This window comes from Flavobacterium sp. CAN_S2 (assembly GCF_015752255.1).
Classification (GTDB): Bacteria; Bacteroidota; Bacteroidia; order Flavobacteriales; family Flavobacteriaceae; genus Flavobacterium.
Genome location: NZ_JADOVA010000004.1, coordinates 113,351 through 140,261 on the forward strand (window position 1 = coordinate 113,351; position 26,911 = coordinate 140,261).

General features: G+C 33.5%; 26 protein-coding genes. 21 read left to right on the forward strand and 5 right to left on the reverse strand.

Annotated features, from left to right (window positions below; genetic code table 11):
- Nucleotides 1-45: 45 nt before the first annotated feature.
- The 5 genes from IWX80_RS12280 to IWX80_RS12300 all read right to left on the reverse strand — a co-directional run bounded on the left by IWX80_RS12280 (nucleotide 46) and on the right by IWX80_RS12300 (nucleotide 2,775).
- Nucleotides 46-852, reverse strand: coding sequence for a hypothetical protein (locus tag IWX80_RS12280; protein WP_113634451.1), 807 nt, complete (start codon nucleotides 850-852; stop codon nucleotides 46-48).
- 2 nt (nucleotides 853-854) lie between these two features.
- On the reverse strand, nucleotides 855-1,382 hold the full coding sequence (locus IWX80_RS12285; RefSeq protein WP_225876014.1) for a heavy-metal-associated domain-containing protein: 528 nt from the start codon (nucleotides 1,380-1,382) through the stop codon (nucleotides 855-857).
- Nucleotide 1,383: 1 nt separating this feature from the next.
- Nucleotides 1,384-1,872 carry a TlpA family protein disulfide reductase gene (locus IWX80_RS12290; RefSeq protein WP_113634453.1) on the reverse strand — a complete coding sequence of 163 codons (489 nt, stop codon included), beginning with the start codon at nucleotides 1,870-1,872 and terminating at the stop codon, nucleotides 1,384-1,386.
- A 28-nt stretch (nucleotides 1,873-1,900) separates the two neighbouring features.
- The gene (locus IWX80_RS12295) at nucleotides 1,901-2,263 is read right to left on the reverse strand and encodes a heavy-metal-associated domain-containing protein (protein WP_086452991.1); all 363 of its coding nucleotides are present in this window, start codon (nucleotides 2,261-2,263) and stop codon (nucleotides 1,901-1,903) included.
- A gap of 155 nt (nucleotides 2,264-2,418) precedes the next feature.
- Nucleotides 2,419-2,775 carry a hypothetical protein gene (locus IWX80_RS12300; protein ID WP_196853690.1) on the reverse strand — a complete coding sequence of 119 codons (357 nt, stop codon included), beginning with the start codon at nucleotides 2,773-2,775 and terminating at the stop codon, nucleotides 2,419-2,421.
- Between the two features lie 712 nt (nucleotides 2,776-3,487).
- On the opposite strand from IWX80_RS12300, the gene IWX80_RS12305 reads away from it, so the two are divergent.
- From IWX80_RS12305 to IWX80_RS12405, 21 genes are all read left to right on the forward strand, one after another.
- On the forward strand, nucleotides 3,488-3,856 hold the full coding sequence (locus tag IWX80_RS12305) for a hypothetical protein (RefSeq protein WP_196853691.1): 369 nt from the start codon (nucleotides 3,488-3,490) through the stop codon (nucleotides 3,854-3,856).
- Nucleotides 3,857-4,009: 153 nt separating this feature from the next.
- Nucleotides 4,010-4,855, forward strand: a complete 846-nt coding sequence (locus IWX80_RS12310; protein ID WP_196853692.1) for a DUF3347 domain-containing protein — start codon at nucleotides 4,010-4,012, stop codon at nucleotides 4,853-4,855.
- A gap of 20 nt (nucleotides 4,856-4,875) precedes the next feature.
- Nucleotides 4,876-5,928: a YncE family protein gene (locus IWX80_RS12315; RefSeq protein ID WP_196853693.1), complete on the forward strand. Its 1,053-nt coding sequence runs from the start codon at nucleotides 4,876-4,878 to the stop codon at nucleotides 5,926-5,928.
- A gap of 103 nt (nucleotides 5,929-6,031) precedes the next feature.
- Nucleotides 6,032-6,658, forward strand: coding sequence for a heavy metal-binding domain-containing protein (locus IWX80_RS12320; RefSeq protein WP_099715379.1), 627 nt, complete (start codon nucleotides 6,032-6,034; stop codon nucleotides 6,656-6,658).
- Nucleotides 6,659-6,848: 190 nt separating this feature from the next.
- Entirely contained in the window at nucleotides 6,849-7,583 is a 735-nt protein-coding gene (locus IWX80_RS12325; RefSeq protein WP_099716324.1) for a DUF3347 domain-containing protein, read from the forward strand.
- A gap of 1 nt (nucleotide 7,584) precedes the next feature.
- Nucleotides 7,585-8,055, forward strand: coding sequence for a heme-binding domain-containing protein (locus IWX80_RS12330; protein ID WP_131910596.1), 471 nt, complete (start codon nucleotides 7,585-7,587; stop codon nucleotides 8,053-8,055).
- Between the two features lie 5 nt (nucleotides 8,056-8,060).
- Nucleotides 8,061-9,359, forward strand: a complete 1,299-nt coding sequence (locus tag IWX80_RS12335) for an efflux RND transporter permease subunit (RefSeq protein WP_131910595.1) — start codon at nucleotides 8,061-8,063, stop codon at nucleotides 9,357-9,359.
- Nucleotides 9,356-11,293, forward strand: a complete 1,938-nt coding sequence (locus tag IWX80_RS12340; protein ID WP_196853694.1) for an efflux RND transporter permease subunit — start codon at nucleotides 9,356-9,358, stop codon at nucleotides 11,291-11,293. The genes IWX80_RS12335 and IWX80_RS12340 overlap by 4 nt, the downstream gene beginning before the upstream one ends.
- Complete coding sequence (locus IWX80_RS12345) at nucleotides 11,280-12,533, forward strand: TolC family protein (protein WP_196853695.1); 1,254 nt, start codon at nucleotides 11,280-11,282, stop codon at nucleotides 12,531-12,533. The genes IWX80_RS12340 and IWX80_RS12345 overlap by 14 nt, the downstream gene beginning before the upstream one ends.
- A 2-nt stretch (nucleotides 12,534-12,535) precedes the next feature.
- On the forward strand, nucleotides 12,536-13,786 hold the full coding sequence (locus IWX80_RS12350) for an efflux RND transporter periplasmic adaptor subunit (RefSeq protein ID WP_196853696.1): 1,251 nt from the start codon (nucleotides 12,536-12,538) through the stop codon (nucleotides 13,784-13,786).
- Between the two features lie 2 nt (nucleotides 13,787-13,788).
- Complete coding sequence (locus tag IWX80_RS12355; RefSeq protein ID WP_196853697.1) at nucleotides 13,789-15,003, forward strand: efflux RND transporter periplasmic adaptor subunit; 1,215 nt, start codon at nucleotides 13,789-13,791, stop codon at nucleotides 15,001-15,003.
- Between the two features lie 187 nt (nucleotides 15,004-15,190).
- A complete protein-coding gene (locus tag IWX80_RS12360; protein ID WP_196853698.1) occupies nucleotides 15,191-15,730 on the forward strand; it encodes an AAA family ATPase in 540 nt (179 codons plus the stop codon).
- Nucleotides 15,727-18,264, forward strand: coding sequence for a heavy metal translocating P-type ATPase (locus IWX80_RS12365; RefSeq protein ID WP_196853699.1), 2,538 nt, complete (start codon nucleotides 15,727-15,729; stop codon nucleotides 18,262-18,264). Before IWX80_RS12360 ends, IWX80_RS12365 begins: the two co-directional genes overlap by 4 nt.
- 34 nt (nucleotides 18,265-18,298) lie before the next feature.
- A complete protein-coding gene (locus IWX80_RS12370; protein ID WP_099715372.1) occupies nucleotides 18,299-19,543 on the forward strand; it encodes a hypothetical protein in 1,245 nt (414 codons plus the stop codon).
- An 11-nt stretch (nucleotides 19,544-19,554) separates the two neighbouring features.
- Nucleotides 19,555-20,619: a Vgb family protein gene (locus IWX80_RS12375; protein WP_143394893.1), complete on the forward strand. Its 1,065-nt coding sequence runs from the start codon at nucleotides 19,555-19,557 to the stop codon at nucleotides 20,617-20,619.
- 112 nt (nucleotides 20,620-20,731) lie between these two features.
- Nucleotides 20,732-21,442 carry a PepSY domain-containing protein gene (locus tag IWX80_RS12380; protein WP_196853700.1) on the forward strand — a complete coding sequence of 237 codons (711 nt, stop codon included), beginning with the start codon at nucleotides 20,732-20,734 and terminating at the stop codon, nucleotides 21,440-21,442.
- Between the two features lie 67 nt (nucleotides 21,443-21,509).
- Nucleotides 21,510-22,379 carry a DUF2911 domain-containing protein gene (locus IWX80_RS12385; RefSeq protein ID WP_099715369.1) on the forward strand — a complete coding sequence of 290 codons (870 nt, stop codon included), beginning with the start codon at nucleotides 21,510-21,512 and terminating at the stop codon, nucleotides 22,377-22,379.
- A 28-nt stretch (nucleotides 22,380-22,407) separates the two neighbouring features.
- Nucleotides 22,408-22,893, forward strand: a complete 486-nt coding sequence (locus IWX80_RS12390; RefSeq protein ID WP_334682353.1) for a DUF305 domain-containing protein — start codon at nucleotides 22,408-22,410, stop codon at nucleotides 22,891-22,893.
- Between the two features lie 38 nt (nucleotides 22,894-22,931).
- Nucleotides 22,932-25,817: a multicopper oxidase domain-containing protein gene (locus tag IWX80_RS12395; protein ID WP_302136986.1), complete on the forward strand. Its 2,886-nt coding sequence runs from the start codon at nucleotides 22,932-22,934 to the stop codon at nucleotides 25,815-25,817.
- Nucleotides 25,818-26,022: 205 nt separating this feature from the next.
- Nucleotides 26,023-26,370 carry a four-helix bundle copper-binding protein gene (locus IWX80_RS12400; protein ID WP_099715367.1) on the forward strand — a complete coding sequence of 116 codons (348 nt, stop codon included), beginning with the start codon at nucleotides 26,023-26,025 and terminating at the stop codon, nucleotides 26,368-26,370.
- An 86-nt stretch (nucleotides 26,371-26,456) separates the two neighbouring features.
- Entirely contained in the window at nucleotides 26,457-26,879 is a 423-nt protein-coding gene (locus IWX80_RS12405; RefSeq protein WP_099715366.1) for a membrane or secreted protein, read from the forward strand.
- Nucleotides 26,880-26,911 lie beyond the last annotated feature (32 nt).

Genomic DNA, 26,911 nt, shown 5'->3' on the forward strand with positions numbered 1-26,911 from the left:
TATTTTATGAACTTTAGATTTAAATTAAAATCTTGGCGAAGTAATTTATTTGGTCACATTAAAAAAAGTATATTCCAGTTTTAAGAAAACACCATCAGATGTGGCACGTTGCATCGAGCTATACAATTCTTTTTTGTATGCAAGGTCAATTCTCGCCTGACTGTTAATGATAAACTGAATCGAAGGAACTACATCCAGATATGATTTTCCGTTTTCGGTTATCGTTTGTCCAGTAAATTCCAGCATCGCATTGATGTTGGTTTGTTTAAAACTTGTATAATTTTTTGGATACATTAATTTCCCTACTGAGAACGTATAATTTACTGCGCTGTTACCCAAAAAATCCGGAAAGCTATAATCACTGTTATTAAGTGCCCGCGCGTAACTTACAGAAGAACTTATGGCAACTTTATGGATTAACTGAGTAGCTACCAGACCAGCTTCGTAACCAGAGTTTCCTCCCATTAAGTCTATAGCTTCCTGATTAATAAAAGAGTTATTATAACTGTATCGTCCAAAGGCAGCCATCCTAAAATGACTTTGTAAATCATCTACAGAAAAGAAACGATATTTAGCATAAAAACCACCACCTTTAAGTCCCAATCCATTTTCTTGGTTACTAAGAAAAGCTGAGGTACGAACCATGATATTTTTATTTATTCCCCAAGTAACTTCGGGCGTTAAATTATACATAGACCCACTTTCCAGTTGATTTTTCATAAGAGATTGACCAACCCGAACCCCAATAGAACCCGCCGGAACATTACTAGCGGGTTCGGTTACTACAAATAATTCCTGTGCATCTATTTTGAATGAAACAAGTAATAAGAAAACAATTGATAGATATTTCATTTTTATAAGGCTTTTAAATAATAATCATTTTCATTTTCCGTGGCATAACCAGGATATTTTGAATATGATTTAATTAGTTTTTTATACTCTTTTTGGGTTACAAAACCTTTATCCAAAACTCTGAATTTTGCTTCTGTATCAGCTACTGCGTTTTTAGTATCTATAAAAGTATACGTAACATCATCGATTTTTACTGTTGCATTATCTTCAATTTTTGGAGTATCAAACTTTGCGGTCAAGACCATAGAACCTACAAAAAAACCAGCTTTCTCAACCGCATTTTTCAACACTTTAGGTTGTAATGTATTGTTTTTCTTAAAGTAAACAGTAAAGGTATTGGTGTTTAAATCGGTACCAATACTATCAACTTGAGTTAAGGATTTTAACTGTTTGTTTATAGCATTAGAACACATAGAGCAAGTTAATCCTGTTGCCATTATTTCGGCTTTAGTGATTTGAGAATATGATTTTACACCAGTTAATAATACTAAAAGTGTAGCGGCTACGAATTTTATATGTAATGTTTTCATTTTATTTTTTGTTTTTTTTGATTTGAGCAATTATTTGTGCTTCGGTTGGGTTTATGGCAATCAGTTTTCCTGATGCATCAAAAAGATAGGTTTCAGGCAGTGCTTCAACTCCAAAAGCCACAGCCGTTTTGGCATCAAAACCTTTCGGGTCGATTAATTGCTGGTGTTTCATTTTGTCTTTTTCAATGGCTTTTAACCATTTTGATTTATCGATATCAATTGAAATTCCAACAATTTCAAAATTCTGACCTTTGTATTGGTCATACATTTTTACCAATTTTTTGTTAGCCATTCGGCAAGGTGCGCACCATGATGCCCAAAAATCTACCAAAACTGTTTTTCCTTTAAAAGTATTTAGTTTAACTGTAGCGTTCTTATTGTTTTGAAGCTGAACATCTGGAAAAGAATCTCCTATTTTTATTTGTGCACTTGCTATAGAAACAGTTGCTATCAGGGAGAGTAATGTGATTATATTTTTTATTTTGAACATGAAATTTAATTTAAATGATTGATTATGATTACTCCGCTTTTTTAGGACTTGCTTCTCTATCATATTGGCAACATCCATGCAATTCATCGTAAACAGCATTTGGGGCACTAAATTTTTCATTGTCATATCCAGCATCTGCAACACGTTTTAGTATGGCATCAAGATTGGTTTTCTTAGTATCGTAGGTAACTGTAGCGGTTTTGGTGTTCGTGTCCCAATTTACTTTGGCAACTTTATCAATGTTTGCAGCCGTTTCAATAGTTTTTTTGCACATGCCACAATTACCATTGATTTTTACGGTTTCAGTTGTTTTGTTTTTTATTTGCGCGCTGGCGAAAGTGACTGATAGCAATAGAGTCATTGCCATCAATAATTTTTTTATTGAGTTCATTGTTTTTATAATTTTGAATGAATTAATCCTAGAGCATGACAGAAACCATAGTATTTAGAGCTATGAATAGCGTTGATTGGATTAATATTTAATGATTTTTTAAGCCATAAAACAGGCTTTGGATTAGACAGATTTGTAACTGTCAGGAAATGAATCTAGCTTATTTTAGGTGGAAGCCAGATAGAACGGAAATCTGAAGAAATAAAGATTTCTGAATAATAGTAATTTTGTTTCCTTTCTGAAAAACTAAAAAGAGAATTATTTTCTGTTTGGAAAGAAAGTATCGAGGAATAACCGCAGTAAGCAGTTGGGCAACCACAAGAATTACCTACACAGCTATTATTGCAACTGTGTTCTTTCTTTTTAGAATTTTTCTCTTTACAACATGTTTTTGCAGCAGACTCTTTTTTACAACATGCCATCTCTGCTTTTATACCATGTGCAGAAACCAGCGTTGGTCCTATAAGGAAGCCAAGCGTAACAAGTAATAGTATATAGAATTTTTTTGCCATGTAGTCAGCAAAGATATTATTTAATTCGCTGTCTCGGTTGTTAATTTTTTTATAAATATTCTATTATAATTGATTCTTCAATTATGCTTAGTGACATCTCACCGAGATAAAAATATTTAATTATTTGATAATCAGTTTTTTTTTTCAGGACTAAAAGATTGTTTTTAATTTACTGAACACTTGTAACATGTAGATTAGTAATTTTTACAAATTAAAAGAAATATAATTGTTGATTATGAAATCAGTTAATTGATAACGTATCCCAACTGAAGAACTGGAAATTCATCGCTTTTATTCAACAAACGGAAAGAATTGATAAAATTATCGATGGATTTGAATAGTCATATGTCTTCCATTAAATTACATTAAAAGCTAGTGAATTCAAATTTCTAACTTTAGATTATGATGAGAAAACTCAAAATTTCGATATAATAGTTTTCCTGAAAAACTACAATTTATATCAACTGGCTCAAATACCAGATAATAATGAGGAATTAATCCATTTATATGATTTAAAATTTTACATAGATGAGATTAACACTCATAACAAAGATTAAAGTAGTTTAGTCTTCATCTATTTGCTTCCCTAATAATACTTTTAATGAGAATATAAATCAAAACAAAATAGTAGTGATGAAATTTTTTTAACAAGTCTTTATTGAAAATTAAGATTATTTCTCTAACTTTGTTCAATATTAGATTTTCTATACAAATGAAAAAGTTTCACATTTTATTAATCGTTGTACTTGGCTTCTTCTTGATGCCAATGGTAACTTTTGCGTGTGGAAACAATTCAGAAAAACAATCTTGCAAAAAAGAAATCTCTTCTAAAACAGATAAAAAAGATTGTTGCGAAAGTGATAATCATTCGAAGAATAAAAATCATAAAGGTTGTGGAGGAAAATGCAGCCATTCTAAATGTGGTTGTGCTTCTTCTTGCAACACATCTGTTTCTATTAATGAATTGAACTTTAATAAAAATATTTTTAATTTCTTTTCAGAAAAACAAAATTTTTACAATTACGAAACCTCCATTTCTTCTGGTTTCAATTCTTTATGGCTTATACCAAAAATAGGCTAAATTTTAAATTTGATAGCCATAATTGTGTCAAATCAAAAGCAATTATTGCTTTAAATCATTTACTTTCTCAGTTAATTTCATTTTCAAAAGGCTGGCTTTGTTGTGCTGTCATTTTGTTCTTGTTTAACTAATTCAATTTAAAATTATTTTACAATGAAATCACTAAAAAAAATAGTGATGGCAATAACTCTATTGCTATCATTCACTTTCGCCAGCGCGCAAATCAAAAACGCTAAAACTGAAACCGTAAAAATATTCGGGAATTGTGGAATGTGCGAAACCACCATAGAAAAAGCAGGAAGTCTCAAGAAAATTGCCAATGTTGATTGGAATAAAGACACCAAAATGGCTACGCTTACTTATGATGCTAAAAAAACCAATCAGGATGAAATCTTAAAACGTATTGCACTTGCGGGTTATGATAGCGAAAAATTCCTTGCTCCAGATGCTGCATATTCAAAACTTCCGGGATGTTGTCAATACGATCGTGAAGCAAAAGTTGCAGTAAAAACGGAAACAAAATCCGAAGAAACTAAAATGGAAATGAACGACCATTCTACAATGACTGAAAACCAAGGAACAGACCAACTAAAACCAGTTTTCGATAATTATTTTTCATTGAAAGATGCCTTGGTAAAAACAGATAGTAAAACGGCTTCTGCAAAGTCAAAAGATTTTTTAACCGCAATCACTGTCGTAAAAATGGAAACATTGAAAATGGATGTACATATGACTTGGATGAAAGTTTATAAAGATTTAACTGTTGATGCAAAAAATATTTCTGAAACACAGGATATCAAAAAGCAAAGAGAACTTTTCAAATCATTATCTAAAAATACGTATGAGTTGATAAAAGTTTCAAAATTTACTGAACCGGTTTATTATCAATATTGCCCGATGCAAGATGCCAATTGGTTAAGTAAAGAAAATACAGTTAAAAATCCTTACTACGGATCACAAATGTTGAGTTGTGGTAAAACAGTAGAAACAATAAAATAATAAAATTAAAACTTTAAAAAATGAAGAATATATCTTTTACCGCATCAATAATTGGAGCAATACTTTTATCATCTTGTAATAAAGATGATAATATGGATATGACAAATGCAGCATTAAACGTTAATTATCCAGCAGCGTATGTTGTCAATGGTGAAGATGCAACAATTTCAGTAATCAAATTATCAACTAATGAAGTTACAGGAACTATTCCATTGATGGGAACCGGTACAGATATGATAATGTGGCCACACCATATTTCTTCACATTTAAATCATCTTGCAATTGGAGTTCCGGGAATGGATTTAAGCGCAGGACACGCAGTGACAGGAACTATGTCGGGTAAACTTGTTGTTATTGATGCAACAACTGGTTCAATTGTTAAAAAAATGGGTTTACCTGTAATGAACCACAATACTATTTATTCTCCAAATGGTGCAGAAATTTGGGTGCCTCAAATGGATATGAACGGAAAAGTATTGGTGTATGACGCTACAACTTATGCGTTGAAAAGTACAATTACTGTAGGTATGATGCCTGCAGAATTAACTTTCTCTTCGGACGGAACAAAAGCCTATGTTGCTAATGGCGATGATGATAACGTTTCAGTAATCAATGTAGCATCAAAATCAGTAGTTGCAACGGTTACAGTTGGTAACAATCCTGTTGGAGCTTGGACTGGTACAGATGGTAAAATGTATGTTGATAACGAAGACGGACAATCTATTTCTGTTATAAATGTAGCTACAAATGCCGTTGACCAAACTATTATTTTAGGATTTATGCCCGGAATTGCCTCACACAACGGAACAAAAAGCGAATTATGGGTTTCAGATCCAATGAATGGAAAAGTACATTATTGGACTTGGGATGCTGGTATGATGATGTGGATGCACGGTGGCGCTTTTAATACGGGTGCTGGTGCTCACGCAATTTCTTTCACTATGGACGGAAACACTGCCTATGTAACCAACCAAACAGCAAATACAGTTTCTGTTGTAAATGTTACCAATCATACCGTTACTAAAACAATCAATGTTGGTAAAAAACCAAATGGGGTTGTAATAAAAATGTAAACTATTAATTTCTAAAATATCAAATGTAAATTTGATAAACAATTTAAATGGCTTGCAATTGATCAGTGTTAATATTATAAACAATTAATTAAAACTGTAAAAAATGAAAAATCTAATTATCGTACTAAGCGTATTCTTAGCAGTTAGCACAGTAGCATCAGCTCAAGAAGCTACAAAATCTTCGCAAAAGGAAGCTCAAAAAACAACTTATACTTGCCCAATGCATCCAGAAGAAGTGAGTTTAATAGAAGGAAAATGTAGCAAATGTGGAATGACAATGGTAAAAACCACTGAAAAAATAGATACTCACGCTACAAAAGGCAGTCAACCTAAAACTAAAATTGTAACAAAATATGTTTGTCCAATGGACGGCTCAACTTCTGATACCGAAGGGAAATGTTCTAAATGTGGAACTAGGATGGTAAAAATTACCGAAAAGATAGATACTCACGCTACAAAAGGCAGTCAACCTAAAACTAAAATTGTAACAAAATATGTTTGTCCAATGGACGGCTCAACTTCTGATACCGAAGGGAAATGTTCTAAATGTGGAACTGGAATGGTAAAAATTACCGAAAAGATAGATACTCACGCTACAAAAGGCAGTCAACCTAAAACTAAAATTGTAACAAAATATGTTTGTCCAATGGATGGCTCAACTTCTGACAAACCGGGGGAATGTCCTAAATGTGGAATGGAAATGGCTAAAACGGAGGGTAAGAAAAAATAATCCAGTCGCATAAATTTTAAATTTCCTTTTAGTTTAATTCAATGCACATAATACCAATAATAAGGATGCAATGATTTTAATGACCCTATAAAATGAAAAAATTAATTTCTATATAAAAATGGGTTTTCAAAAAAATATTCATCAAAAAATGTTGCAAATACCAACAATATCAATTAAAAAAAATAATAAAATGAAAAATCTAATCCTTTCAGCCATAGCGATGGCATTTGTACTAGTTTCTTGTAATCAAAAAAATAAAGAAGCTGCAACAACTAATTCGGAAACAACAGAGAGTACCTCGCAATTATACGCGTGTCCAATGCACCCAGAGGTTACAGGAAAAAAAGGTGAAAAATGTTCAAAATGTGGAATGGAATTAACCGAACCAGTTGTACAAAATGAAGCAGCTCATGATCATACTGATGGTAGTCATAGTCATAATGATACAACAACAGTTGAAGTTAATACTGAAGCTACATCGGTTACCCAAACAACATTTTCAACAAGCGAAATAATCTCTGGTTATTTAAAACTCAAAAACGCACTCACAAAAGACGATACAAAAGGAGCAGCCAATGCGGGTAAAGCATTATATGCAACTTTCAATAAAGTCAATACCAATGCAATAGATCCAAAATTGAAAACAGAATATATTGATATTGCTGATGATGCTAAAGAACACGCAGAACACATTGGTGATAATGGTGGGAAAATTGACCACCAAAGAGAACATTTTGCGATGTTGAGTAAAGATGTGAATGATTTGATAAAAATATTTGGAGCAAAACAAAAACTATATCAAGATTTTTGTCCTATGTATAATGAAGGAAAAGGGGCTATTTGGATAAGTGAAAGCAAAGAAATAAAAAATCCTTACTACGGTTCGAAAATGCTTACTTGTGGTTCTATGAAAAAACAATTATAAAATGAAAAAAATCATCAAGAAAATACTCATAATCGGGTTTGTTATTTTTTTGTTGATGCAGTTATATCAACCTGCTCGTAATGAAAGTTATGAGCAGGAATTAACTGCAAATTTCACAAAAATGTACGATGTTCCTAAAAATGTTGAAACTATTTTACGGACATCTTGCTACGATTGTCACAGTAACAATACTAATTATCCATTATATTCTTACATTCAGCCAGCACGGTTTTTTATGGAGGAACACATTAAAGATGGTAAGAAGGATTTGAACTTTAATGAGTTTGGAAAGTACTCCAAGCGAAAACAAGAAAACAAATTAGAAGCTATCATCAAACAAATAAAGTCTGATGAAATGCCCTTAGCGTCTTACACGTTACTTCATAAAAATGCAATAGTAACACCTGCTCAAAAAGAGGAAGTAATCAATTGGATAAATAAAATAAAAGATAGTCTTTCATTAGAAAACTAAATGTCATGGTAGAAAAATTAATATCATTCTCGTTAAAGAATAGATTTGTTGTCCTTCTCGTTTCGGCCTGCTTATTAGCTTGGGGTATTTATAGCGTACAACAAAACCCCATAGATGCCATTCCGGATTTGTCCGAGAATCAAGTTATTGTATTTACAGAATGGATGGGAAGAAGTCCACAGGTTATAGAAGCTCAAATAACGTACCCTTTGGTTTCAAACCTGCAAGGAATACCAAAAGTTAAAAATATCCGCGGTGCATCTATGTTTGGGATGAGTTTCGTATATATCATCTTTGAAGATAATGTAGATGTGTATTGGGCAAGAACTCGAGTGTTGGAACGGTTGAATTATGCCCAACGATTATTGCCTCAAAATGTAGTGCCCACATTAGGACCAGATGGTACTGGAGTTGGCCATGTTTTTTGGTATCATTTAAAGGCTAACGGTATGGACTTGGGAGAACAAAGAGCTTTACAAGATTGGTACGTGAAATTTGCATTACAAACGGTTCCCGGCGTGGCTGAAGTAGCATCATTTGGGGGTTTTGAAAAACAGTACCAATTAGTGTTAGATCCCTTGAAAATGCAGTACTACAATGTGAGTATGATGGAAGTGATGAATGCAGTCAAAGCAAATAACAATGATGTTGGTGGTCGAAAATTTGAGATGAGTAATATGTCTTACATAGTAAGAGGTTTAGGGTACATAAAAAACATAAAAGATGTAGAAGACATTGCCATTAAAAATTATAATTCAGTTCCAGTAAAGGTAAAAGACATTGGTTCGATACAAATGGGTGGAGATTTACGTTTGGGAATTTTTGACGAAAATGGAACAGGTGAAGTTGTAGGAGGAATTATAGTCATGCGTTATGGTGAAAATGCAGATAAAGTTATAAAGGCAGTTAAATTAAAAATGAAAGAAGTTGAAAAAGGATTGCCTGAAGGCGTTACTTTTAAAACGTCATATGACCGAAGTGAATTAATAGAAAAAGCAATCGCATCTGTTAAAGGTACTTTAATAGAAGAAATGATTGTTGTTTCAATTGTTATACTACTTTTTCTTTTTCATTGGCGAAGTGCTTTAATTATCTTAATACAATTACCTATATCTGTGGCTATTGGCTTTATTTTGCTTGAAGCCTTTGGGATATCATCTAATATTATGTCATTAACTGGAATTGCATTAGCTATAGGTGTTGTCGTCGATGACGGAATTGTAATGGTGGAAAATGCGTATAGGACAATTTCGGAGAAACAGGAAGAGATGGAGAGTAATCAAAATAATTCAGAAATAAAATGAAAGATAAAATAAAAAATATATTCAAAAAAGAACATGACCCCTTATCTTCTGAAGAAAAGTTACAGCTTATAGAAAAGTCTTCAAAATTAGTTGGTCCAGGTGTCTTTTATTCAACACTCATTGTGATAGCTTCCTTTTTACCTGTATTTCTTCTCACGGGTATGGAAGGTAAATTATTCAGCCCATTGGCTTGGACAAAATCGTTTATACTTATAGTAGATGCTTTTTTAGCCATTACCCTTACTCCTGTTCTAATTAGTTTTCTGCTCAAAGGCAAACTTCGTCCAGAAAACAAAAATCCAATTAACAAAAAACTGGAAAGCATCTATACTCCTATTTTAATTTTTTGTTTAAAATGGAGGAAAACAGTATTAGGCATTAATATAATTGCGCTCCTGATTGGTGTTTTAATGTTTACCCGTTTAGGCACAGAATTTATGCCCCCTTTAGACGAAGGTTCCGTACTTTTTATGCCTGTAACATTGCCAGACGTATCCAATTCTGAGGTGAAAAGAATTTTACAAGTGCAAGACAAATTGATAAAATCGATACCCGAAGTGGCTCATGTTTTAGGAAAAGCCGGACGTGCTAATACAGCAACCGACAATAGTCCAATAAGCATGATTGAAACGATTGTTTTACTAAAACCCCAAAACGAATGGAGAGAAGACAAAACGAAAGCCGATATTGTTAATGAAATAAATAATAAACTTCAAATTCCAGGAGTTACGAATGGTTTTACACAGCCCATCATTAATAGGATTAACATGCTTTCTACTGGTATTAGAACCGATGTAGGAATAAAGATTTACGGAGCAAGTTTAGACACTATCAATGTTTTATCTCAAAAAATAAAAAAAGCCCTCGAGGGTACTTCTGGCGTAAAAGATTTATATGCGGAACCGATTACTGGCGGAAAGTACATCGATATCGAAGCAAAAAGAGAGGCCATAGGCAGATACGGACTTACAATAGATGATATAAACAATGTGGTGGAAGCTTCTATTGGTGGAATGAAACTCACCACAACTATAGAAGGAAGACAACGATTTTCTGTAAATGCAAGATATGCTCAAGAATACAGAAATAGTATTGAGGCCTTGAAAAAACTCCAAGTGCAAACAATGGAGTTTGGTCCTATTCCATTAGAAGCCGTTGCTGATGTAAAAATAAGCGATGGTCCTCCAATGATAAATAGTGAAAATGCAATGCTTCGAGGCAGTGTGCTGTTTAATGTACGAGAGCGGGATCTTGGAAGTACGGTAAAAGAAGCGCAGGAAAAATTGAATGCAATGATCACTAAAATGCCAAAAGGCTATTATGTGGAGTGGAGCGGACAGTGGGAAAACCAAATCAGAGCCAATAAAACATTAAGCATGATTTTACCTATAGTTGTTATCATTATTTTCCTTATTCTGTACTTCACCTATCATTCTATGAAAGAAGCACTGATTACAATGATAACCGTACCGTTTGCTTTGATTGGAGGGATTTTTATGGTCTATTTTTATGGAATAAATTTATCCGTTGCAGTTGCAGTTGGTTTTATAGCTCTATTTGGTATGGCAATCGAAACCGCTATGTTAATGACTATTTATTTGAATGAAGCAATGAATAAAATGGTAGAAAAACACGGGAACAGTGCAGCAACAATTACAGAAGCAATTTTGAAACAGTACATTATTGACGGTTCTGCCAAAAGGTTGAGACCAAAATTGATGACCGTTTCCGTTTCGTTATTTGGATTAATCCCTATTCTTTGGGCAACAGGAACGGGTGCCGATGTGATGCTGCCAATTACGGTTCCGCTCATTGGGGGTACAATTACCTCAACAATTTATGTATTATTAGTAACCCCTATAGTTTTTGAGATGGTGAAACTTCGAGAATTAAAAACAAAAGGCAAAATAGAACTTATAGATGTTAAAGAATAACTATTATATCGCAATAAGCTGTTTGATTTTAAGTACTGCTAATATGGTGGCGCAAACACTTTCGTTGGATGCTGTTTTGACGAATATCAAAACAAATAATCCACAACTAAAAATGTATGATGCTGATATTCAAAGTATGGATGCTGCTGCAAAAGGCGCCAAAAGTTGGATGGCACCACAAGTGGAAACGGGTTTTTTTATGACACCTTACAATAGTAAATTATGGAAAGCCGATGAAATGGGACCAGGTATGGGATCTTACATGGTTGGTGTTACACAAATGATACCGAATGCTAGAAAACTTAAGTCTGATTTCAATTACATGAATGCAATGTCATCTGTTGAAAAAGAAAATAAAGGTTATACGATTAATCAATTAAAGGCACTGGCAAAAACGAATTATTACCAATGGCTGGTATTAAATAAAAAAATAAAAATTGCGGATGATAATTTATTGCTCTTAGACTATATGATAAAAAGTATGGAAATACGCTATCAGTATAATATGGATAAATTGCCAACCTATTACAAAGCAAAATCGCAATACGGTGCATTACAAAGTATGATTGTAATGTTGCAAAATGACATCTCTCAAAAACGAATTATGCTAAATACCTTGATGGCTAGAGATAAAAACACTTTGTTTGAAATAGATGAAACCTATAAATTGAATGATTTTGATGCCATAAAAGCAGATACAACCTCACTTTCCCAAAACCGAAGTGATGTTAAAGCTATTGAAAAAACAATGGTATTAAATCAATTAAAAATTGAATCCGAAAAAGCAAAATTATTACCAGAATTTGGTGTCAAATATGACCATATGTTTGCCTTTGGAGAACAGCCAAAACAATTCTCTTTAATGGGAATGATTACTATTCCCATGCCTTGGTCAACAAAAATGAATAAAGCCAATATCAACAGTTTTAAAATCAAGAATGAAGGTCTCAACTGGCAAAAGCAAATGATTTTGAATGAAGCAGCAGGAATGATTTCGGGTATGAATACAGAATTGATAAACCTAAAAAAACAATATGATATTGCTGAAAAAATTATCATTCCTGCCTTAAAACGAAACTATGATACTGCAATATTGGCTTGGCAGAATAATACGGGAGATCTATTTGTAGTATTGGATGCTTGGGAAGCATTAAATATGGCACAAATTGATGCTCTGGATAAATTGCAAAATATTTTAAGTACACAAGTAGAAATTGAAAAACAACTAGAAATCAAATAATTATGAATAGATATTTAAAATATAGTTTGGTTTTAATCATAATTTCTAGTATAGGACTTGCTGTCTATTTCTTTGCTATAAAATCAGATAATCACTCGGAGAATTCACATCAAAAAGAAGTATACACCTGTTCTATGCATCCCCAAATTATTCGCGACAAACCTGGCAATTGTCCTATTTGCGGAATGACTTTAGTAAAAAAAATAACAGAAAGCCAAGCTGAGGAAGATAATTCTATTGACAATCTTTTGAAACCTACTGATAATTTTATCGTCGGGAATTATCAAACTACAACAGCCAAAGACACTACATTAAGCAGTGAGATAAATTTGCCCGGTATCGTGGCTTACGATCCAAATTCATCAGTAAATATTGCTGCTCGAATAAGTGGAAGAATAGAAAAAATGTATGTAAATTATAAGTACCAAAAAGTAGCTAAAGGACAGAAATTATTTGATTTATACAGCCCTGAGTTATTGACAGAACAGCAAAATTTTATTTATTTAGTTTCCAATGATTCCGATAATACATCAATTATTAAAGCCTCAAAGAAAAAATTATTGCTTTATGGAATGACTAAAAATCAGATAAATTCATTGTCTTCTTCCAAAAAAGTAAATCCTCAAGTTTCAATTTACAGTCCAGCTTCAGGAATTATTCAAGGAACAGAAAAAATGGATAACACAAGCAATTCGTCGATGCAAAGTGCAAGTAACAATACCGAAATATTAAACATAAAGGAAGGTAACTACATAAAAAAGGGAGAAGTCGTTTTTAAATTAGTAAATACAGATAAAGTATGGGGCATCTTTAATGTTAGTCAAGGTTACAATAGTCTAATCAAAACCAATCAATCTATCAAAATTGCTACAGAATTAGACAAAAATGAATTCATGGATGCACAAATAAATTTCATTGAAACTCAATTTAATCCAGCAGATAAATCCAATAGAATTAGGGTATACCTAAACAACAATAATAAACTGAAATTACCCATAGGTCTGCGATTGCAAGGAATTGTGAAAACAAATTCAATACAAGGGGTTTGGTTGCAAAAACAAGCATTAGTGAGTATTGGCAACAAGAAAATAGTTTTTATAAAAAAGAATAATGGCTTTAAAGCAACTGCAATAAAAGCAGGGATTGAAATAGATGATTTTATTCAAATTATCAGTGGAATTTCCGTTAAAGATACCCTTGCTAAAAATGCACAATATTTAATTGATAGCGAAAGCTTTATTAAAACCGAGTAATTATGAAAACGATAAAAATAATAGGTATTCTATCAATACTACTTACAGTATTTATAGCTTGCAATACTAAAAACAAAGAAGACCATAGCAAACATAAAAATATAGAAACTATTTTTTACACTTGTTCTATGGATCCTCAAGTAAAAGAAGATAAGCCTGGGAAATGTCCCATTTGTCATATGGAGTTAACTCCAATAAAAAGTGACGACACAGCTGCAAATGAGATAAGCTTGAGTAAACAGCAGCTACAATTGGGGAACATCACCATGCAAACTGTTGCAACAACTCAAAGTAGTTTAGAGCAAAATTATACAGGGGTTTTAACAATTAATCAAGAAAAAATTAACACCATTTCTGCTAGAGCAATGGGGCGAATTGAAAAGTTATACTTCAAAACGGTTGGTGATTATGTTGCTAAAAACGAACCAGTATATCAATTGTATAGTGAAGATATTGCCATAGCCAAACAAGATTACTTCACAGCATACAAACAACTTACCATGCCAGGTGATTTTGGGAAAAATGCACGTACGATGCTCATTGCTGCCAAACAAAAACTATTATTCTTTGGTTTATCCAATGCCCAAATTGAAACTATAAAATCGAGTAAAGAAATTTCTCCGTACACTATTTTCTATAGTAATAGCAGTGGAACTATCTCGGAGATAATAGCAACAGAAGGTAGTTATGCAATGGAGGGTGCTGGTATAATTAAATTGGCAGTTTTAAATAGTCTTTGGCTCGAAACACAGGTGAATATAAATTATGCAAAAAGCATGCACCTTGGACAAAATGCCAAAGTTTCATTTACGGATTATCCTGATAAAACTATAATTGCAAAAATCTCCTTTATCAATCCTGAAATAAATCCAGATACCAGACTGCTTTTAATTCGAATGGAAGTACCCAATCCGAACTTACTTTTAAAACCCGGAATGCAGGCAATTGCAAGATTAACGCAGTCTAATATAAAAGGAATATTTGTACCTACTGATGCTGTTATCAGGGAAGAAAATGCTTCTTATATATGGATTGAAAAAAGACCGGGAGTATTTGAAAGCCTAATGGTGGAAACAGGAGCAGAAACCAATGGGATGATTGAAATTAAATCAGAAATAGATTCTTCAAAAAAAGTAGTCATTACTGGAGCGTATGCCATAAATAGCGAATATAAATTCCGAAAAGGAAGCGACCCCATGGAGGGAATGAAAATGTAGTGTTTAGAAAGAAATGACACATACCTATAGTATTATTGAGACGGCACGTGTTCAAAAATAATATTATATGCGATCTGCGTGCTTTGCAAAAATCATAGCCAAAGGTTGAAAACCATAATAAATAGAAAACGAATTGAAACTAGTATGAATGAATTATGTTCTACTTGCAATTTTAAAAGTGATGAAAATGGACAATCAAAAAGTAGATACCAATTGGTATGTTATTACAGGTGGACCTAGTACAGGTAAAACAACAGTAATTGATATATTATCGAAAAGGGGCTACAAAACAACTATTGAACACGCCAGACATTACATTGATAGCATGAGGGAAGAAGGTAAAAGTCTAGAAGAAATAAGAGAAAATAAAAGACAATTTCAATTAGCTGTGCTAGATATGCAAATTGAACAAGAAGCGGAATTATCACCTATTGAAACTGTTTTTCTTGACAGGGCTATTCCTGATGCGATGGCCTATTATCAGTTTTTAAATCTTGATTATGACGAAAAATTACTTAATGCCATTAAGAGGGTGTCTTATAAAAAGATTTTTATTTTAGACCGATTACCTTTTACAAAAGACTATGCAAGAACAGAAGACGAAGAAGCACAAAAAACCATTCATAGATTAATTTTCGAGGTTTACAATTTATTAAGTTTTCCAGTCATTTTTGTTCCATTATTAACACCAAATGAAAGAGTAAATTTTATTTTAAAAAACATATGATACATACCTATAAAATTACCGGAATGACTTGCGATAGCTGTCGTTCTAAAGTGGAAAAAACATTGAATGCCATCGATGGAATTCAAGCAACGGTTACTTTGAATCCTCCAATTGCAACTATAACAATGGAAAAACACATTCCACTGGATCAATTTCAAGAGGCATTAACAACCGTTGGAAAGTACACTATAGAAATGAGTAGCGCTAACGATACAACTCACAAAACTGTCAATGAGCCAATAACAAAATCGTGTTGCAGTACTAAAACTAGTGATAACATGGATACAATACCTTCACTAAGTAATGCTCAAGGCAAATACTATTGTCCGATGCATTGTGAAGGAGACAAGGTTTACGATAAGCCCGGGAGTTGTCCAGTATGCGGAATGAATTTAGAAAAAGTTCATGAATTAAGTGCGGTTAAAAAATTATACACCTGTCCGATGCACCCGGAGGTAATCAAAAAAGAACCTGGCTCCTGCCCTATTTGCGGAATGGATTTAGTACCAATGGAACCTACAGATAGTGAAGACAAAAAGGTTTACAATGATTTGCTTAAGAAAATGAAAGTAGCAACAGCCTTTACAATTCCTGTTTTCGCAATAGCTACTATAGAAATGATGTCAAATAATCCGTTAGAAAAGATAATGGGCATTGCATACTGGAATTGGGTACAATTGATTTTGACGCTTCCCGTGGTTTTTTATGCGTGTTGGATGTTCTTTGTTCGCGCTTGGAAGTCAATTGTTACCTGGAATCTCAACATGTTTACGCTGATAGGAATTGGTACTGGAGTAGCTTTCTTGTTTAGTTTGGTTGGCATGTTTTTTCCTGATATTTTTCCAAATGAATTTAAAACCGAAAGCGGCACAGTGTTACTTTATTTTGAAGCAACAACGGTCATATTAACCTTGGTTTTGTTAGGCCAATTATTAGAAGCAAGAGCACACAGTCAAACTAGCGGTGCCATAAAAGAATTATTGAAATTAGCGCCCACCGAAGCGACTTTGGTTATCGAAGGAGGGGACAAAGTAATCTCGATTCACGACATCAAAAAAGGAGATTTATTACGAGTAAAACCGGGAGATAAAATTCCAGTAGATGGAAAAATTACTGATGGAGAAAGTACTATAGATGAATCTATGATTTCAGGAGAGCCTATTCCTGTTGATAAAAAGATTGATGATTCAGTTATAGCGGGAACCATAAACGGAAATAAATCCTTTGTTATGATTGCCGAGAAAGTTGGTTCGGAAACCTTGCTTTCGCAAATTGTTAAGATGGTAAATGATGCGAGCCGATCCAAAGCACCCATTCAAAAACTCGCGGATAGCATTGCAAAATATTTTGTACCGATTGTAGTTGTAGTTTCTGTCTTAACCTTTTTTGTTTGGGCAAAATTTGGACCGGAACCTGCCCTAGTCTATGGTTTTATCAATGCCATTGCAGTATTAATAATTGCCTGTCCTTGTGCTTTGGGATTAGCCACACCAATGTCGGTAATGGTTGGCGTAGGTAAAGGCGCACAATCTGGAGTTTTGATAAAAAACGCCGAAGCTTTAGAGAATATGAACAAGGTAAATGTTCTGATAACCGATAAAACAGGTACCATTACCGAAGGAAAGCCTTCTGTTGAAAAAGTATTCGCTATGAATAATGACGAAAATTCTTTATTACAAAACATCGCTTCGTTAAATCAATACAGCGAACACCCATTGGCGCAAGCCGTAGTCAATTTTGCAAAAGCAAAAAATATTTCATTAATCGAAGTCAACGATTTTGAAGCCATTGCTGGAAAAGGAGTTATTGGGACGGTAACCAATAAAAAAGTGGCCCTCGGAAATAAAAAACTAATGGAACAAGTGAACGCCACAGTTTCTGATGAATTGGAAAATAAAATTGTAGCCGAACAAAAACTAGGAAAAACAGTTTCTTATATTTCCATCGATGGGGTTGCTTTGGGTTTTGTAACCATTACAGACAAGATAAAAGAAACAAGCAAAGAAGCAATAAAAGAACTGATGCGTCAGGGTGTTGAAGTAATAATGATAACGGGCGACAATGAAAACACCGCAAAAGCCGTCGCTGCCGAACTCGATCTTAGTTCATTCATCGCAGGAGCCCTCCCCGAAGACAAACTAAATGAAATTAAGCGCCTCCAATCCCTCGGAAAAATTGTCGCGATGGCAGGAGACGGCATCAACGATGCCCCTGCATTAGCACAGTCAGACATCGGAATTGCCATGGGTACCGGAACTGACGTGGCGATAGAAAGTGCTAAAATAACTTTAGTAAAAGGCGATTTACAAGGTATTGTGAAAGCCAAAAAATTGAGCCACGCAGTAATGAGTAACATTAAACAAAATTTGTTTTTTGCCTTTTTCTACAATGTTTTAGGTGTGCCAATTGCAGCCGGAGTTTTATATCCATTTTTCGGGATTTTACTTTCTCCTATGATAGCAGCTTTGGCAATGAGTTTTAGTTCAGTATCCGTAATTGTAAATGCGTTAAGATTAAGACGTTTGAAACTTTAGAACATGTGAATAGAAATTTATATGGTAAATTAAAATGAATAACCTTACTCAAATAGTCCAACAATACAAAACCGATGCCGAAAGTGTTTATAATACTTGGTTTGTCGATAACGACCAAAGGCTAAAAGCATTTCGAACCATTCGTAGAGGAATTTTACAAGTCATTGACGATATCAAAGACAAGACTTTTCCAAATGATTTTAAAGGGAGTAGTTTAGAATTTGTGTTGAGTTGTATTGCAGAACAAAAACAAATTTTTGTAGGTGTGGCACATCCTTTTTATTGGAAACCAAAATTAAGAATTCCAGATATTTACGAAAATCCAAACAATAAAATTGCTTTCGGCCAATTTCTCGAAAACTGCATCAATGCCAAAACCGAAGAACAGATTATAAAAGAGATTGTTAAATTGGATGAGTTAAAAATAAAAGGTTTAGGTCCGGCGGTAGCCAGTATTTTATATTTCTTGCACCCCACTTGGTTTCCGCCATTCAATACGGCAATTCTCAACGGATTTAATTTTTTATTCAAAGACAAAAAGAAGTTAGGAAGTTGGACAGAATATTTAAAAATCCGAGAAACATTAATTGAAACTAACAGCAAACACAAAGCAGAATTATCTAACGATTTAGGAGCGATTGCCGGATTGTGTTTTGAGATTGGAACACAAAAAATGCTAATTGGTAACGATGAATATTTAAGCGAAGACGAACGCACAAAGTTCGAAAAGAATATACTAAAACGCCAAAAAGAAATTCAGGAAGAAAAATTAGCAGAAAACCTTCATAACGAAATGCAATACCATTTGTTAAAAATTGGCAGTTCATTAGGTTACGATGTTACTCCGGCCAGTAATGATAAAAGCAAAGCATTCAATGGTCAAAGTTTTTCGTTTATATCAATTAGTAAATTTCCTGAATTACCAACAGATAAGGACACCCAAAATACGATTAAACTCATTGATGTACTTTGGTTTAAAAAAGGAACAAACAAAATCATTGGAGCATTTGAAGTAGAAAAAAGCACCAGTATTTATTCAGGTATTTTACGTTTATCCGACTTGTATTTTAGTATTTCCAATGGCGAAGAGGTATTTTATATCATCATTCCAAACAGTCGCGAAAAAGATGTGATACAACAATTGAATAGACCTGTTGTTAAAAATTCAAAAATGAATATCAAATACATACTATTTTCAGAATTGCGAAGTCAATGTGATGCGATTTGCAAATTTGGTTCAGATTATTCCATTATGGAAAAAATAGCAAAATCAACTTAAATAATAAAAAAATGAAAAATCTTGTAGTACTCAAAAAATTTCAGATTATGGTAGTATTAGTAGTGGCTGGCTTAATAATTGGCAGCTGCAATAATCCTAAAAAAACAATGCAATTAGCAAAAGTATATGTAGCCAATGAGGATGGAGGTAGCATTTCTGTTATAAACCTTCAGGACAGCACAAAAAATACAGAAATATCAATTAGTGACTCTTCAGGAATGATGTTTATGGCTCATAACGTACAAGTTGCACCTGATGGGAAATCCGTTTGGGTGACGGCGATACCTATGGATAGTACAGCAACAAATCAATTGATAGTAATCGATCCAAACACTAATTCAATAAAAAAACGTATTGAACTTGGTAAGGATTTGCATCTGGCTCATGTAGTTTTAGATAATAAATCTGAATATGCTTATGCAACTGCAAATGAAACAAATCAGATATTTCAAGTCGATGCTAAAACATATAAAATAACTCAAAAATTTGAGTTAGGAAAAGGATATTTACCACATGGTTTTAGACATCAAAACGGAAAACTTTATGTTGCAAATATGGATGCAAAAAGTATGTCGATTATTACTATTTCTGATGGCACAATAACAGACATTCCACTGGGAGGAGTGGCTGTGCAAGTTGCAACTACACAAGATGAAAAATTTATTTTTGCGAGTTTGTATGATACTAAAGAAGTAGTAAACTATGATATTAAAAATGCTCAAATAACAAGAATAAAATTACCAAATGATGCGCAAGGTCCAATTCAATTATATGCCACGCCCGACAGTAAATTGTTATATGTAGCCGATCAAGGGGAAACAATGGGTAGACCTGTTTCAAATAAAGTTTTTGTAATTGACATAACCAGTAACAAAGTTATTAAAACTATAACCGTAGGTAATAAGGCACACGGTGTAGTGGTTAGTAAAGACGGAAAAACAGTTTATGTTACCAATAGTGGTGACAATACTGTTTCAGTAATAGATGTGACAACTCAAAAAGTAATTAATACAATTGCAGTAGGCAAAAAACCGAATGGAATAAGTTATTCGTCCGAAACTGGCGGAATGGAATAGAAAATTAGGCAATGAATATTCTAATATATTCTGTTTTATATAATTGCAATTTTAATGCGATTTTCAAAGTTGGTTCAGTTTATTTAACAATTTAAAAAAAATTAAAAGGTAAATGATTAAAGGAAAAAAAGTAAAATGGATTAGAAAATCTCACCGATATTTAGGAATATTTTTAGGTCTTCAATTCTTAATGTGGACCATTAGCGGTCTGTATTTTAGTTGGTCTAATATTGATGATATTCATGGAATTCAATTTCATAAAAAAGGAATTGTTGCCGAGTCGTTTTCAGGTTTAATAAGTCCTTCCCTACTTCATCCTTCGATAGCAATTCAATCTATAGAATTAAGGGTAATAAATAATCAACCTTTTTATTGGGTTAATGACAAGATGCTTTACAATGCCAAAACAGGAGACTTAAAAAAAGGAATCACTAAAGAAGAAGCATTAGCAACTGCGGATAAAAATATTGTATCAGGTTTAAAAGTAAAAGAAATACAACTTATTAAAGAAGTAGGGAAACACCATGAATATAGAGAGCATTTACTACCTGCCTATGTTATTTCATACCAAGAACCAAATAATTTAAAGGCTTATATTTCAGCAAATTATGGAGCTTTTCAAACGATTAGACACCGCGATTGGAGATGGTTTGATTTTTTATGGATGACCCATACCATGGATTATGAGGGTAGAGACAATATGAATAATATTGTTTTGCGACTATTTTCATTATTAGGGTTAATAACCGTTTTAAGTGGTTTTTTACTTTGGTATATCTCATCGCCTACTATTAGAAAAATTTGGAGGAAAATAAAAAAATAATTTAAAATAATAAAAAACAGTAAAATCAATTTAAAATCAATTTAAAATCAATTTAAAATCAAAAACCATGAAAAAAATAATTCTAATACACTTCTTTATTTTACAAGCTTTAATAATTTCGGCACAAGAAAAAGTTCAAATAAAACTAACTTCTGCAAGTCCATCTGCATCATTTGAACAAGAATTGGGTAGCACAATAATCAAAGTTTCTTACAGCAGACCACTAGCAAGAGGCAGAAAAATATTTGGTGAATTAGTACCTTTTGAAAAACTCTGGCGAACTGGCGCTAGTGATTGTACTTCAATAACTACCAACGAAGATATTGTATTTGGAAATACTACTTTAAAAATGGGTAGTTACTCAATATTCACAATACCTTCTAAAAAGGAGTGGACAATAATTGTAAATACAGATACTACATTACATGGAGAAACCGGATACGATGCCAAAAAAGATGTTTTTCGTTTTACAGTTCCAGTAGAAAGCATACCCAATTTATATGAAACATTTACAATCGAAATAAATGATGTTAACAGTAAAGGGGAGGGATTTCTAAAAATAATATGGGAAAATTCGATGGTGAAAATTCCATTGAAAAGCAAAGCAGATGAAAATATTTTAGCAGTAATAGATAAAAACATCATTAAAGAAAAAACTCAAGATGCTAATTTATTATTTCAAGCAGCAAACTATTATTACAGTACAAACAGAGATTCCAAACAAGCAATAGCTTGGCTTATTGAAGCCGAAAAATTAGATCCACAAAATTTTTACTATCCTAATTTGAGACAAAAAATAGCAACGGAACTAAAAGACTATCCAAGTGCAATTGAAGCAGGTAAAAAAGCTTTATCAATAGCAGAATTAAAAAAAATGAAAAGTGTTGAATCACTTAAAAAACAAATTTTAGAGTTGGAGTTACTATTAAAAAAATAAATTAATTTTAAATCAAAAAATTATGGCAATGAAACACACAACAGAAGAGCATTCAAAAGAATTAAGTTTGACTATGTACAAGAAATTAGCGATTATGATAGTGTTATCATTTATAGCTATGTACATACTAATGTATGCAATGGTAGATGTTTTTGCCAATGTAATACCCAATATAAACCAATTTTACATGGCTGGACTGATGACCATGCCGATGCTCATAATTGAACTTCTAGTGATGGGTAGCATGTACGGAAATAAGAAATTAAATATTTCACTGGTTGTCACTGGATTTATTGCTTTGATTCTATTTTTTGCAGCCATTAGGCAACAGGCAGCGGTTGGAGATAAAGAATTTTTAAAATCAATGATACCACACCATGCTGCAGCAATATTAATGGGTAAAGAGTCATCGGTTACCGACCCTGAAATAAAGGAATTAATTAAAAATATCATTACCAGCCAACAGGCAGAGATTGACCAGATGAAAGCAAAGCTCAAAGAATTAGACAAATAATTCCATAAGAATTAGTAAATTAATTTTAAACTAAAAAAATGAAAAAAATTATAGTATTAATATTCATTATGTCTATTAATTCCTTTGCCCAAGCACAGGATATGAAAGGTATGGATATGTCAAAAAAAGAAAAGGCGCAAAAGGTGCAGCCCACAACATACACCTGCCCAATGCATCCCGAAATTCACGCTAACAAGCCAGGGAAATGCCCTAAATGCGGAATGACGTTGATAAAGGAAAAAGCTAAAACGGTTAAAAAAACTGTGGTGAAGAAGCATGATGAAATGCAAATGCCCATGAAAAAGACTTCTAAAAAGAAGGACGACATGGACAATATGAAAACGGATAATAATAAGGTGGCATCCGTAACATACACCTGCCCAATGCATCCCGAGATTCACGCTGACAAGCCAGGGAAATGCCCTAAATGCGGAATGACTTTGGTAAAGGAAAAACCGAAAGCAGTTAAGAAATCGGTAGTGAAGAAGCATGATGAAATGCAAATGCCCATGAAAAAGAGTTCTGAAAAGAAAGACAACATGGACAACATGGACAATATGAAAATGGATAATAATGAGGCTCCTAAAAATCATGAGATGGGCAAAATGGATATGCCAAAAGCAAACTTAGGCTCCATAAAGACAATTGTAAACAACACACCGCCAAGGACAGTTCGATACGATTTATACGTGCGGGACACCATTGTAAATTTCACGGGTAAACCTAAAAGAGCCATTGCCGTAAACGGACAAATACCAATGCCACCACTAACGTTTACAGAAGGCGACACCGCAGAAATTTATGTGCACAATGAGCTGAACGAAGAAACATCGTTGCATTGGCACGGTTTGTTTTTACCCAACAAAGAAGATGGTGTGCCAAACCTTACACAAATGCCAATCAAACCACATACTACCCATTTGTATAAATTTCCAATTATTCAACACGGTACGCATTGGTATCATAGCCATACCGGATTGCAGGAACAAATAGGAATGTACGGTTCTTTTACTATGAATAAAAGAGAAGAGCTTGACATTCCCACCGTGCCCATAGTTTTGAGTGAGTGGACGGATCTGAATCCCAATAATGTACATCGAATGTTGCATAATGCTTCGGATTGGTTTGCTATTAAAAAAGGAACAACCCAAAGTTATGCAGAAGCCATAAGAAGCGGCTATTTTAAAACCAAACTTAATAACGAATGGAAGCGAATGAACGCTATGGATGTGAGCGATGTGTACTACGATAAATTCTTAATAAACGGAAAAAGTGAAAGCCAACTTTCACATTTTAAAGCAGGCGATAAAGTCCGATTACGAATTGCAAACGGCGGAGCCTCCACTTATTTTTGGCTTACTTATGCAGGAGGTAAAATGACTGTTGTAGCAAGCGATGGTAACGATGTAGAGCCCGTTGAAGTAGATCGATTAATCATTGCGGTTTCTGAGACCTACGATGTTATCGTTACCATTCCTGCTGATAAAACTGCGTATGAATTTTTAGTTACATCCGAAGATCGCACAAAATCAGCTTCCTTATATTTAGGTGATGGTATCAAGCAATTAACGGCTCCGCTACCCAAGTTAAAATATTTTGAAGGGATGAAGATGATGAACGGCATGATGAAAATGAACGGAGATTTAGACGATATGGGAATGCAAATGTCGCTTAACCAAATGGATATGAACGTAGTTATGTATCCGGAAATAACTGGTGAACTAAAGCGAAAAGGCGACGATAAAATGCAAGGCATGGATATGGAAGGAGATAAAATGAATGGAATGGACATGAACAAAAAGGGAATGAAAGATAAGGATACAGACAAGGAGAAAAAAGATGCTATGAATATGGGTGACCATAAAATGGAAGGTATGGACCATCAATATGATTCCAATGCCCTTTCTGATATCGTTACCTTGAACTATGCCATGTTGAAAGCTCCAATCAAGACAACCCTTCCTAAAGATGCACCAGTAAAAGAATTAAAGTTTGAACTTACCGGAAATATGAATCGTTATGTTTGGAGTCTGGATAACAAAGTAGTTTCAGAAAGTGATAAAATATTAATTAAAAAAGGAGAAATCGTACGCATGATACTTCACAACAATTCTATGATGCGCCATCCCATGCACTTGCACGGACATGATTTTAGGGTAATCAACGGACAAGAAGATTACGCTCCAATGAAAAACATCATTGACATCATGCCAATGGAAACCGATACGCTCGAATTTGCAGCCACCGAAAGCGGTGATTGGTTTTTTCATTGTCATATTTTATATCACATGATGAGCGGAATGGGCAGGGTTTTTAGTTATGAAAACTCCCCTGCAAATCCATTAATCCCAAACCCTAAATTGGCACAACGCAAATTGTTTGCTGATGATAGAGCATTTCATTTTATGGCAGAAAATGATTTTGCTACAAACGGAAACGATGGAGAAGCGATGTATCAAAGTACACGTTGGAGTATCGGCACCGAATGGCGATTGGGTTACAAAGAACACCACGGTTATGAAACCGAAACTCATATTGGAAGATACATTGGAAAAATGCAATGGTTAATGCCTTTTATAGGTTTTGATTGGAGATATAGAAAAGGGGGAATAGACAATCAAGAAAGAAATCTTTTTGGGCAAACCAATACCAAAGACAACAGAGCTGTTTTTAGTGCAGGGGTTAATTACACATTACCAATGCTTATAGTCGCTCAAGCCGAAGTTTTTACCGACGGAAATGTACGTTTACAGTTTGAACGAAAAGACATTCCAGTTTCAAAAAGACTACGAATGAATTTAATGTGGAATACCGACAAAGAATATATGGCAGGTTTACGCTACATTGTCAAAAGAAACTTTGGAATCACTACACACTATGATAGTGATATGGGAATGGGATTAGGTGCTACTTTTAATTATTAAGAAACTCAAATTTCAAATTTGTATGGAGGATGCTTGTTCTAAAAGACAAGCGTCCTTTTTTTGCAATTACATTTTTTACAAACCAATATACATTCCTGATAATGTGTGAATTATATAATTTTTATTAGAATTTCACAATACTTTTTCAAGTTAAAAAGCTACCTTTAAACTGCGAAAATTAATTCGCAATTTAAATTTAAAAAAGATGAGTCATCAAAAATTTAAAGATTGTATCGATGCATGTTCAGAATGTGCAGTAGAATGTTCGCATTGCGAAAGTGAATGCTTGAATGAGCAAGACGTAAAAATGTTAGCGCGTTGCATAAAACTAGATCATGATTGTGCAGCTATTTGTTTATTTGCAATGCAGGCTATGGCAAGCGGAAGTGAGTTTACGGAAAAAATCTGCAAATTATGCGCCGAAATTTGTACAGCTTGCGCCGAAGAATGTGAAAAACATGCACACATGGAGCATTGCAAAAATTGTGCGGAATCCTGTCGAAAATGTGCTGTTGAGTGCAGTAATATGAGTAAGTTAAGCACCGTAAAATGAGTAAAATGTGAGTATTTCAATCTCTTAAATAAAGTTTCGTTTAGAGGAATTATTTAAGAGATTTTAAACAATCAAAATTATAAACTATGAAAACATTACAAAAAATCACATTAATTATTGTATCGATTGGTTTGTTTACATCGTGCCAATCCAAAACTGATGTAAATCAAATTCTTTCAAATTCAGATACAAAAAAGGCAATTATGGATACTATTGCTAACAATAGCGATATGTCTAAAGATATGATGCAAGCAATGATGAACAGTAGTAAAGGAAAAATGATGATGACAAATCACGAAAATATGATGAAAATGATGAAGGATAATCCAGCTATGATGAAAGGAATGATGACCGAAATGATGGAAGCATCTAAAACAGATACTACGATGATGTCTGAAATGTGTAAATCGATGATGGATAATCCTAAAATGATGGATATGATGAATGATAAAAAAATGCAATCACACAAAATGACTGGAATGGATAAAAATATGGATATGTCCAAATAATACAAATACAAACAACATTAAAATATAAAAAA

Bases quoted from the DNA above. Each gene is read 5' to 3' on its own strand.
- IWX80_RS12360 (WP_196853698.1), top strand. From the start codon at position 15,191: ATGGACAATCAAAAAGTAGATACCAATTGGTATGTTATTACAGGTGGA.
- IWX80_RS12375 (WP_143394893.1), top strand. From the start codon at position 19,555: ATGAAAAATCTTGTAGTACTCAAAAAATTTCAGATTATGGTAGTATTA.
- IWX80_RS12340 (WP_196853694.1), top strand. From the start codon at position 9,356: ATGAAAGATAAAATAAAAAATATATTCAAAAAAGAACATGACCCCTTA.
- IWX80_RS12365 (WP_196853699.1), top strand. From the start codon at position 15,727: ATGATACATACCTATAAAATTACCGGAATGACTTGCGATAGCTGTCGT.
- IWX80_RS12315 (WP_196853693.1), top strand. From the start codon at position 4,876: ATGAAGAATATATCTTTTACCGCATCAATAATTGGAGCAATACTTTTA.
- IWX80_RS12390 (WP_334682353.1), top strand. From the start codon at position 22,408: ATGAAACACACAACAGAAGAGCATTCAAAAGAATTAAGTTTGACTATG.
- IWX80_RS12370 (WP_099715372.1), top strand. From the start codon at position 18,299: ATGAATAACCTTACTCAAATAGTCCAACAATACAAAACCGATGCCGAA.
- IWX80_RS12335 (WP_131910595.1), top strand. From the start codon at position 8,061: ATGGTAGAAAAATTAATATCATTCTCGTTAAAGAATAGATTTGTTGTC.
- IWX80_RS12285 (WP_225876014.1), bottom strand. From the start codon at position 1,382: ATGAAAACATTACATATAAAATTCGTAGCCGCTACACTTTTAGTATTA.
- IWX80_RS12380 (WP_196853700.1), top strand. From the start codon at position 20,732: ATGATTAAAGGAAAAAAAGTAAAATGGATTAGAAAATCTCACCGATAT.
- IWX80_RS12330 (WP_131910596.1), top strand. From the start codon at position 7,585: ATGAAAAAAATCATCAAGAAAATACTCATAATCGGGTTTGTTATTTTT.
- IWX80_RS12295 (WP_086452991.1), bottom strand. From the start codon at position 2,263: ATGAACTCAATAAAAAAATTATTGATGGCAATGACTCTATTGCTATCA.
- IWX80_RS12305 (WP_196853691.1), top strand. From the start codon at position 3,488: ATGAAAAAGTTTCACATTTTATTAATCGTTGTACTTGGCTTCTTCTTG.
- IWX80_RS12395 (WP_302136986.1), top strand. From the start codon at position 22,932: ATGAAAAAAATTATAGTATTAATATTCATTATGTCTATTAATTCCTTT.
- IWX80_RS12300 (WP_196853690.1), bottom strand. From the start codon at position 2,775: ATGGCAAAAAAATTCTATATACTATTACTTGTTACGCTTGGCTTCCTT.
- IWX80_RS12290 (WP_113634453.1), bottom strand. From the start codon at position 1,872: ATGTTCAAAATAAAAAATATAATCACATTACTCTCCCTGATAGCAACT.
- IWX80_RS12350 (WP_196853696.1), top strand. From the start codon at position 12,536: ATGAATAGATATTTAAAATATAGTTTGGTTTTAATCATAATTTCTAGT.
- IWX80_RS12310 (WP_196853692.1), top strand. From the start codon at position 4,010: ATGAAATCACTAAAAAAAATAGTGATGGCAATAACTCTATTGCTATCA.
- IWX80_RS12405 (WP_099715366.1), top strand. From the start codon at position 26,457: ATGAAAACATTACAAAAAATCACATTAATTATTGTATCGATTGGTTTG.
- IWX80_RS12355 (WP_196853697.1), top strand. From the start codon at position 13,789: ATGAAAACGATAAAAATAATAGGTATTCTATCAATACTACTTACAGTA.
- IWX80_RS12385 (WP_099715369.1), top strand. From the start codon at position 21,510: ATGAAAAAAATAATTCTAATACACTTCTTTATTTTACAAGCTTTAATA.
- IWX80_RS12320 (WP_099715379.1), top strand. From the start codon at position 6,032: ATGAAAAATCTAATTATCGTACTAAGCGTATTCTTAGCAGTTAGCACA.
- IWX80_RS12325 (WP_099716324.1), top strand. From the start codon at position 6,849: ATGAAAAATCTAATCCTTTCAGCCATAGCGATGGCATTTGTACTAGTT.
- IWX80_RS12280 (WP_113634451.1), bottom strand. From the start codon at position 852: ATGAAATATCTATCAATTGTTTTCTTATTACTTGTTTCATTCAAAATA.
- IWX80_RS12400 (WP_099715367.1), top strand. From the start codon at position 26,023: ATGAGTCATCAAAAATTTAAAGATTGTATCGATGCATGTTCAGAATGT.
- IWX80_RS12345 (WP_196853695.1), top strand. From the start codon at position 11,280: ATGTTAAAGAATAACTATTATATCGCAATAAGCTGTTTGATTTTAAGT.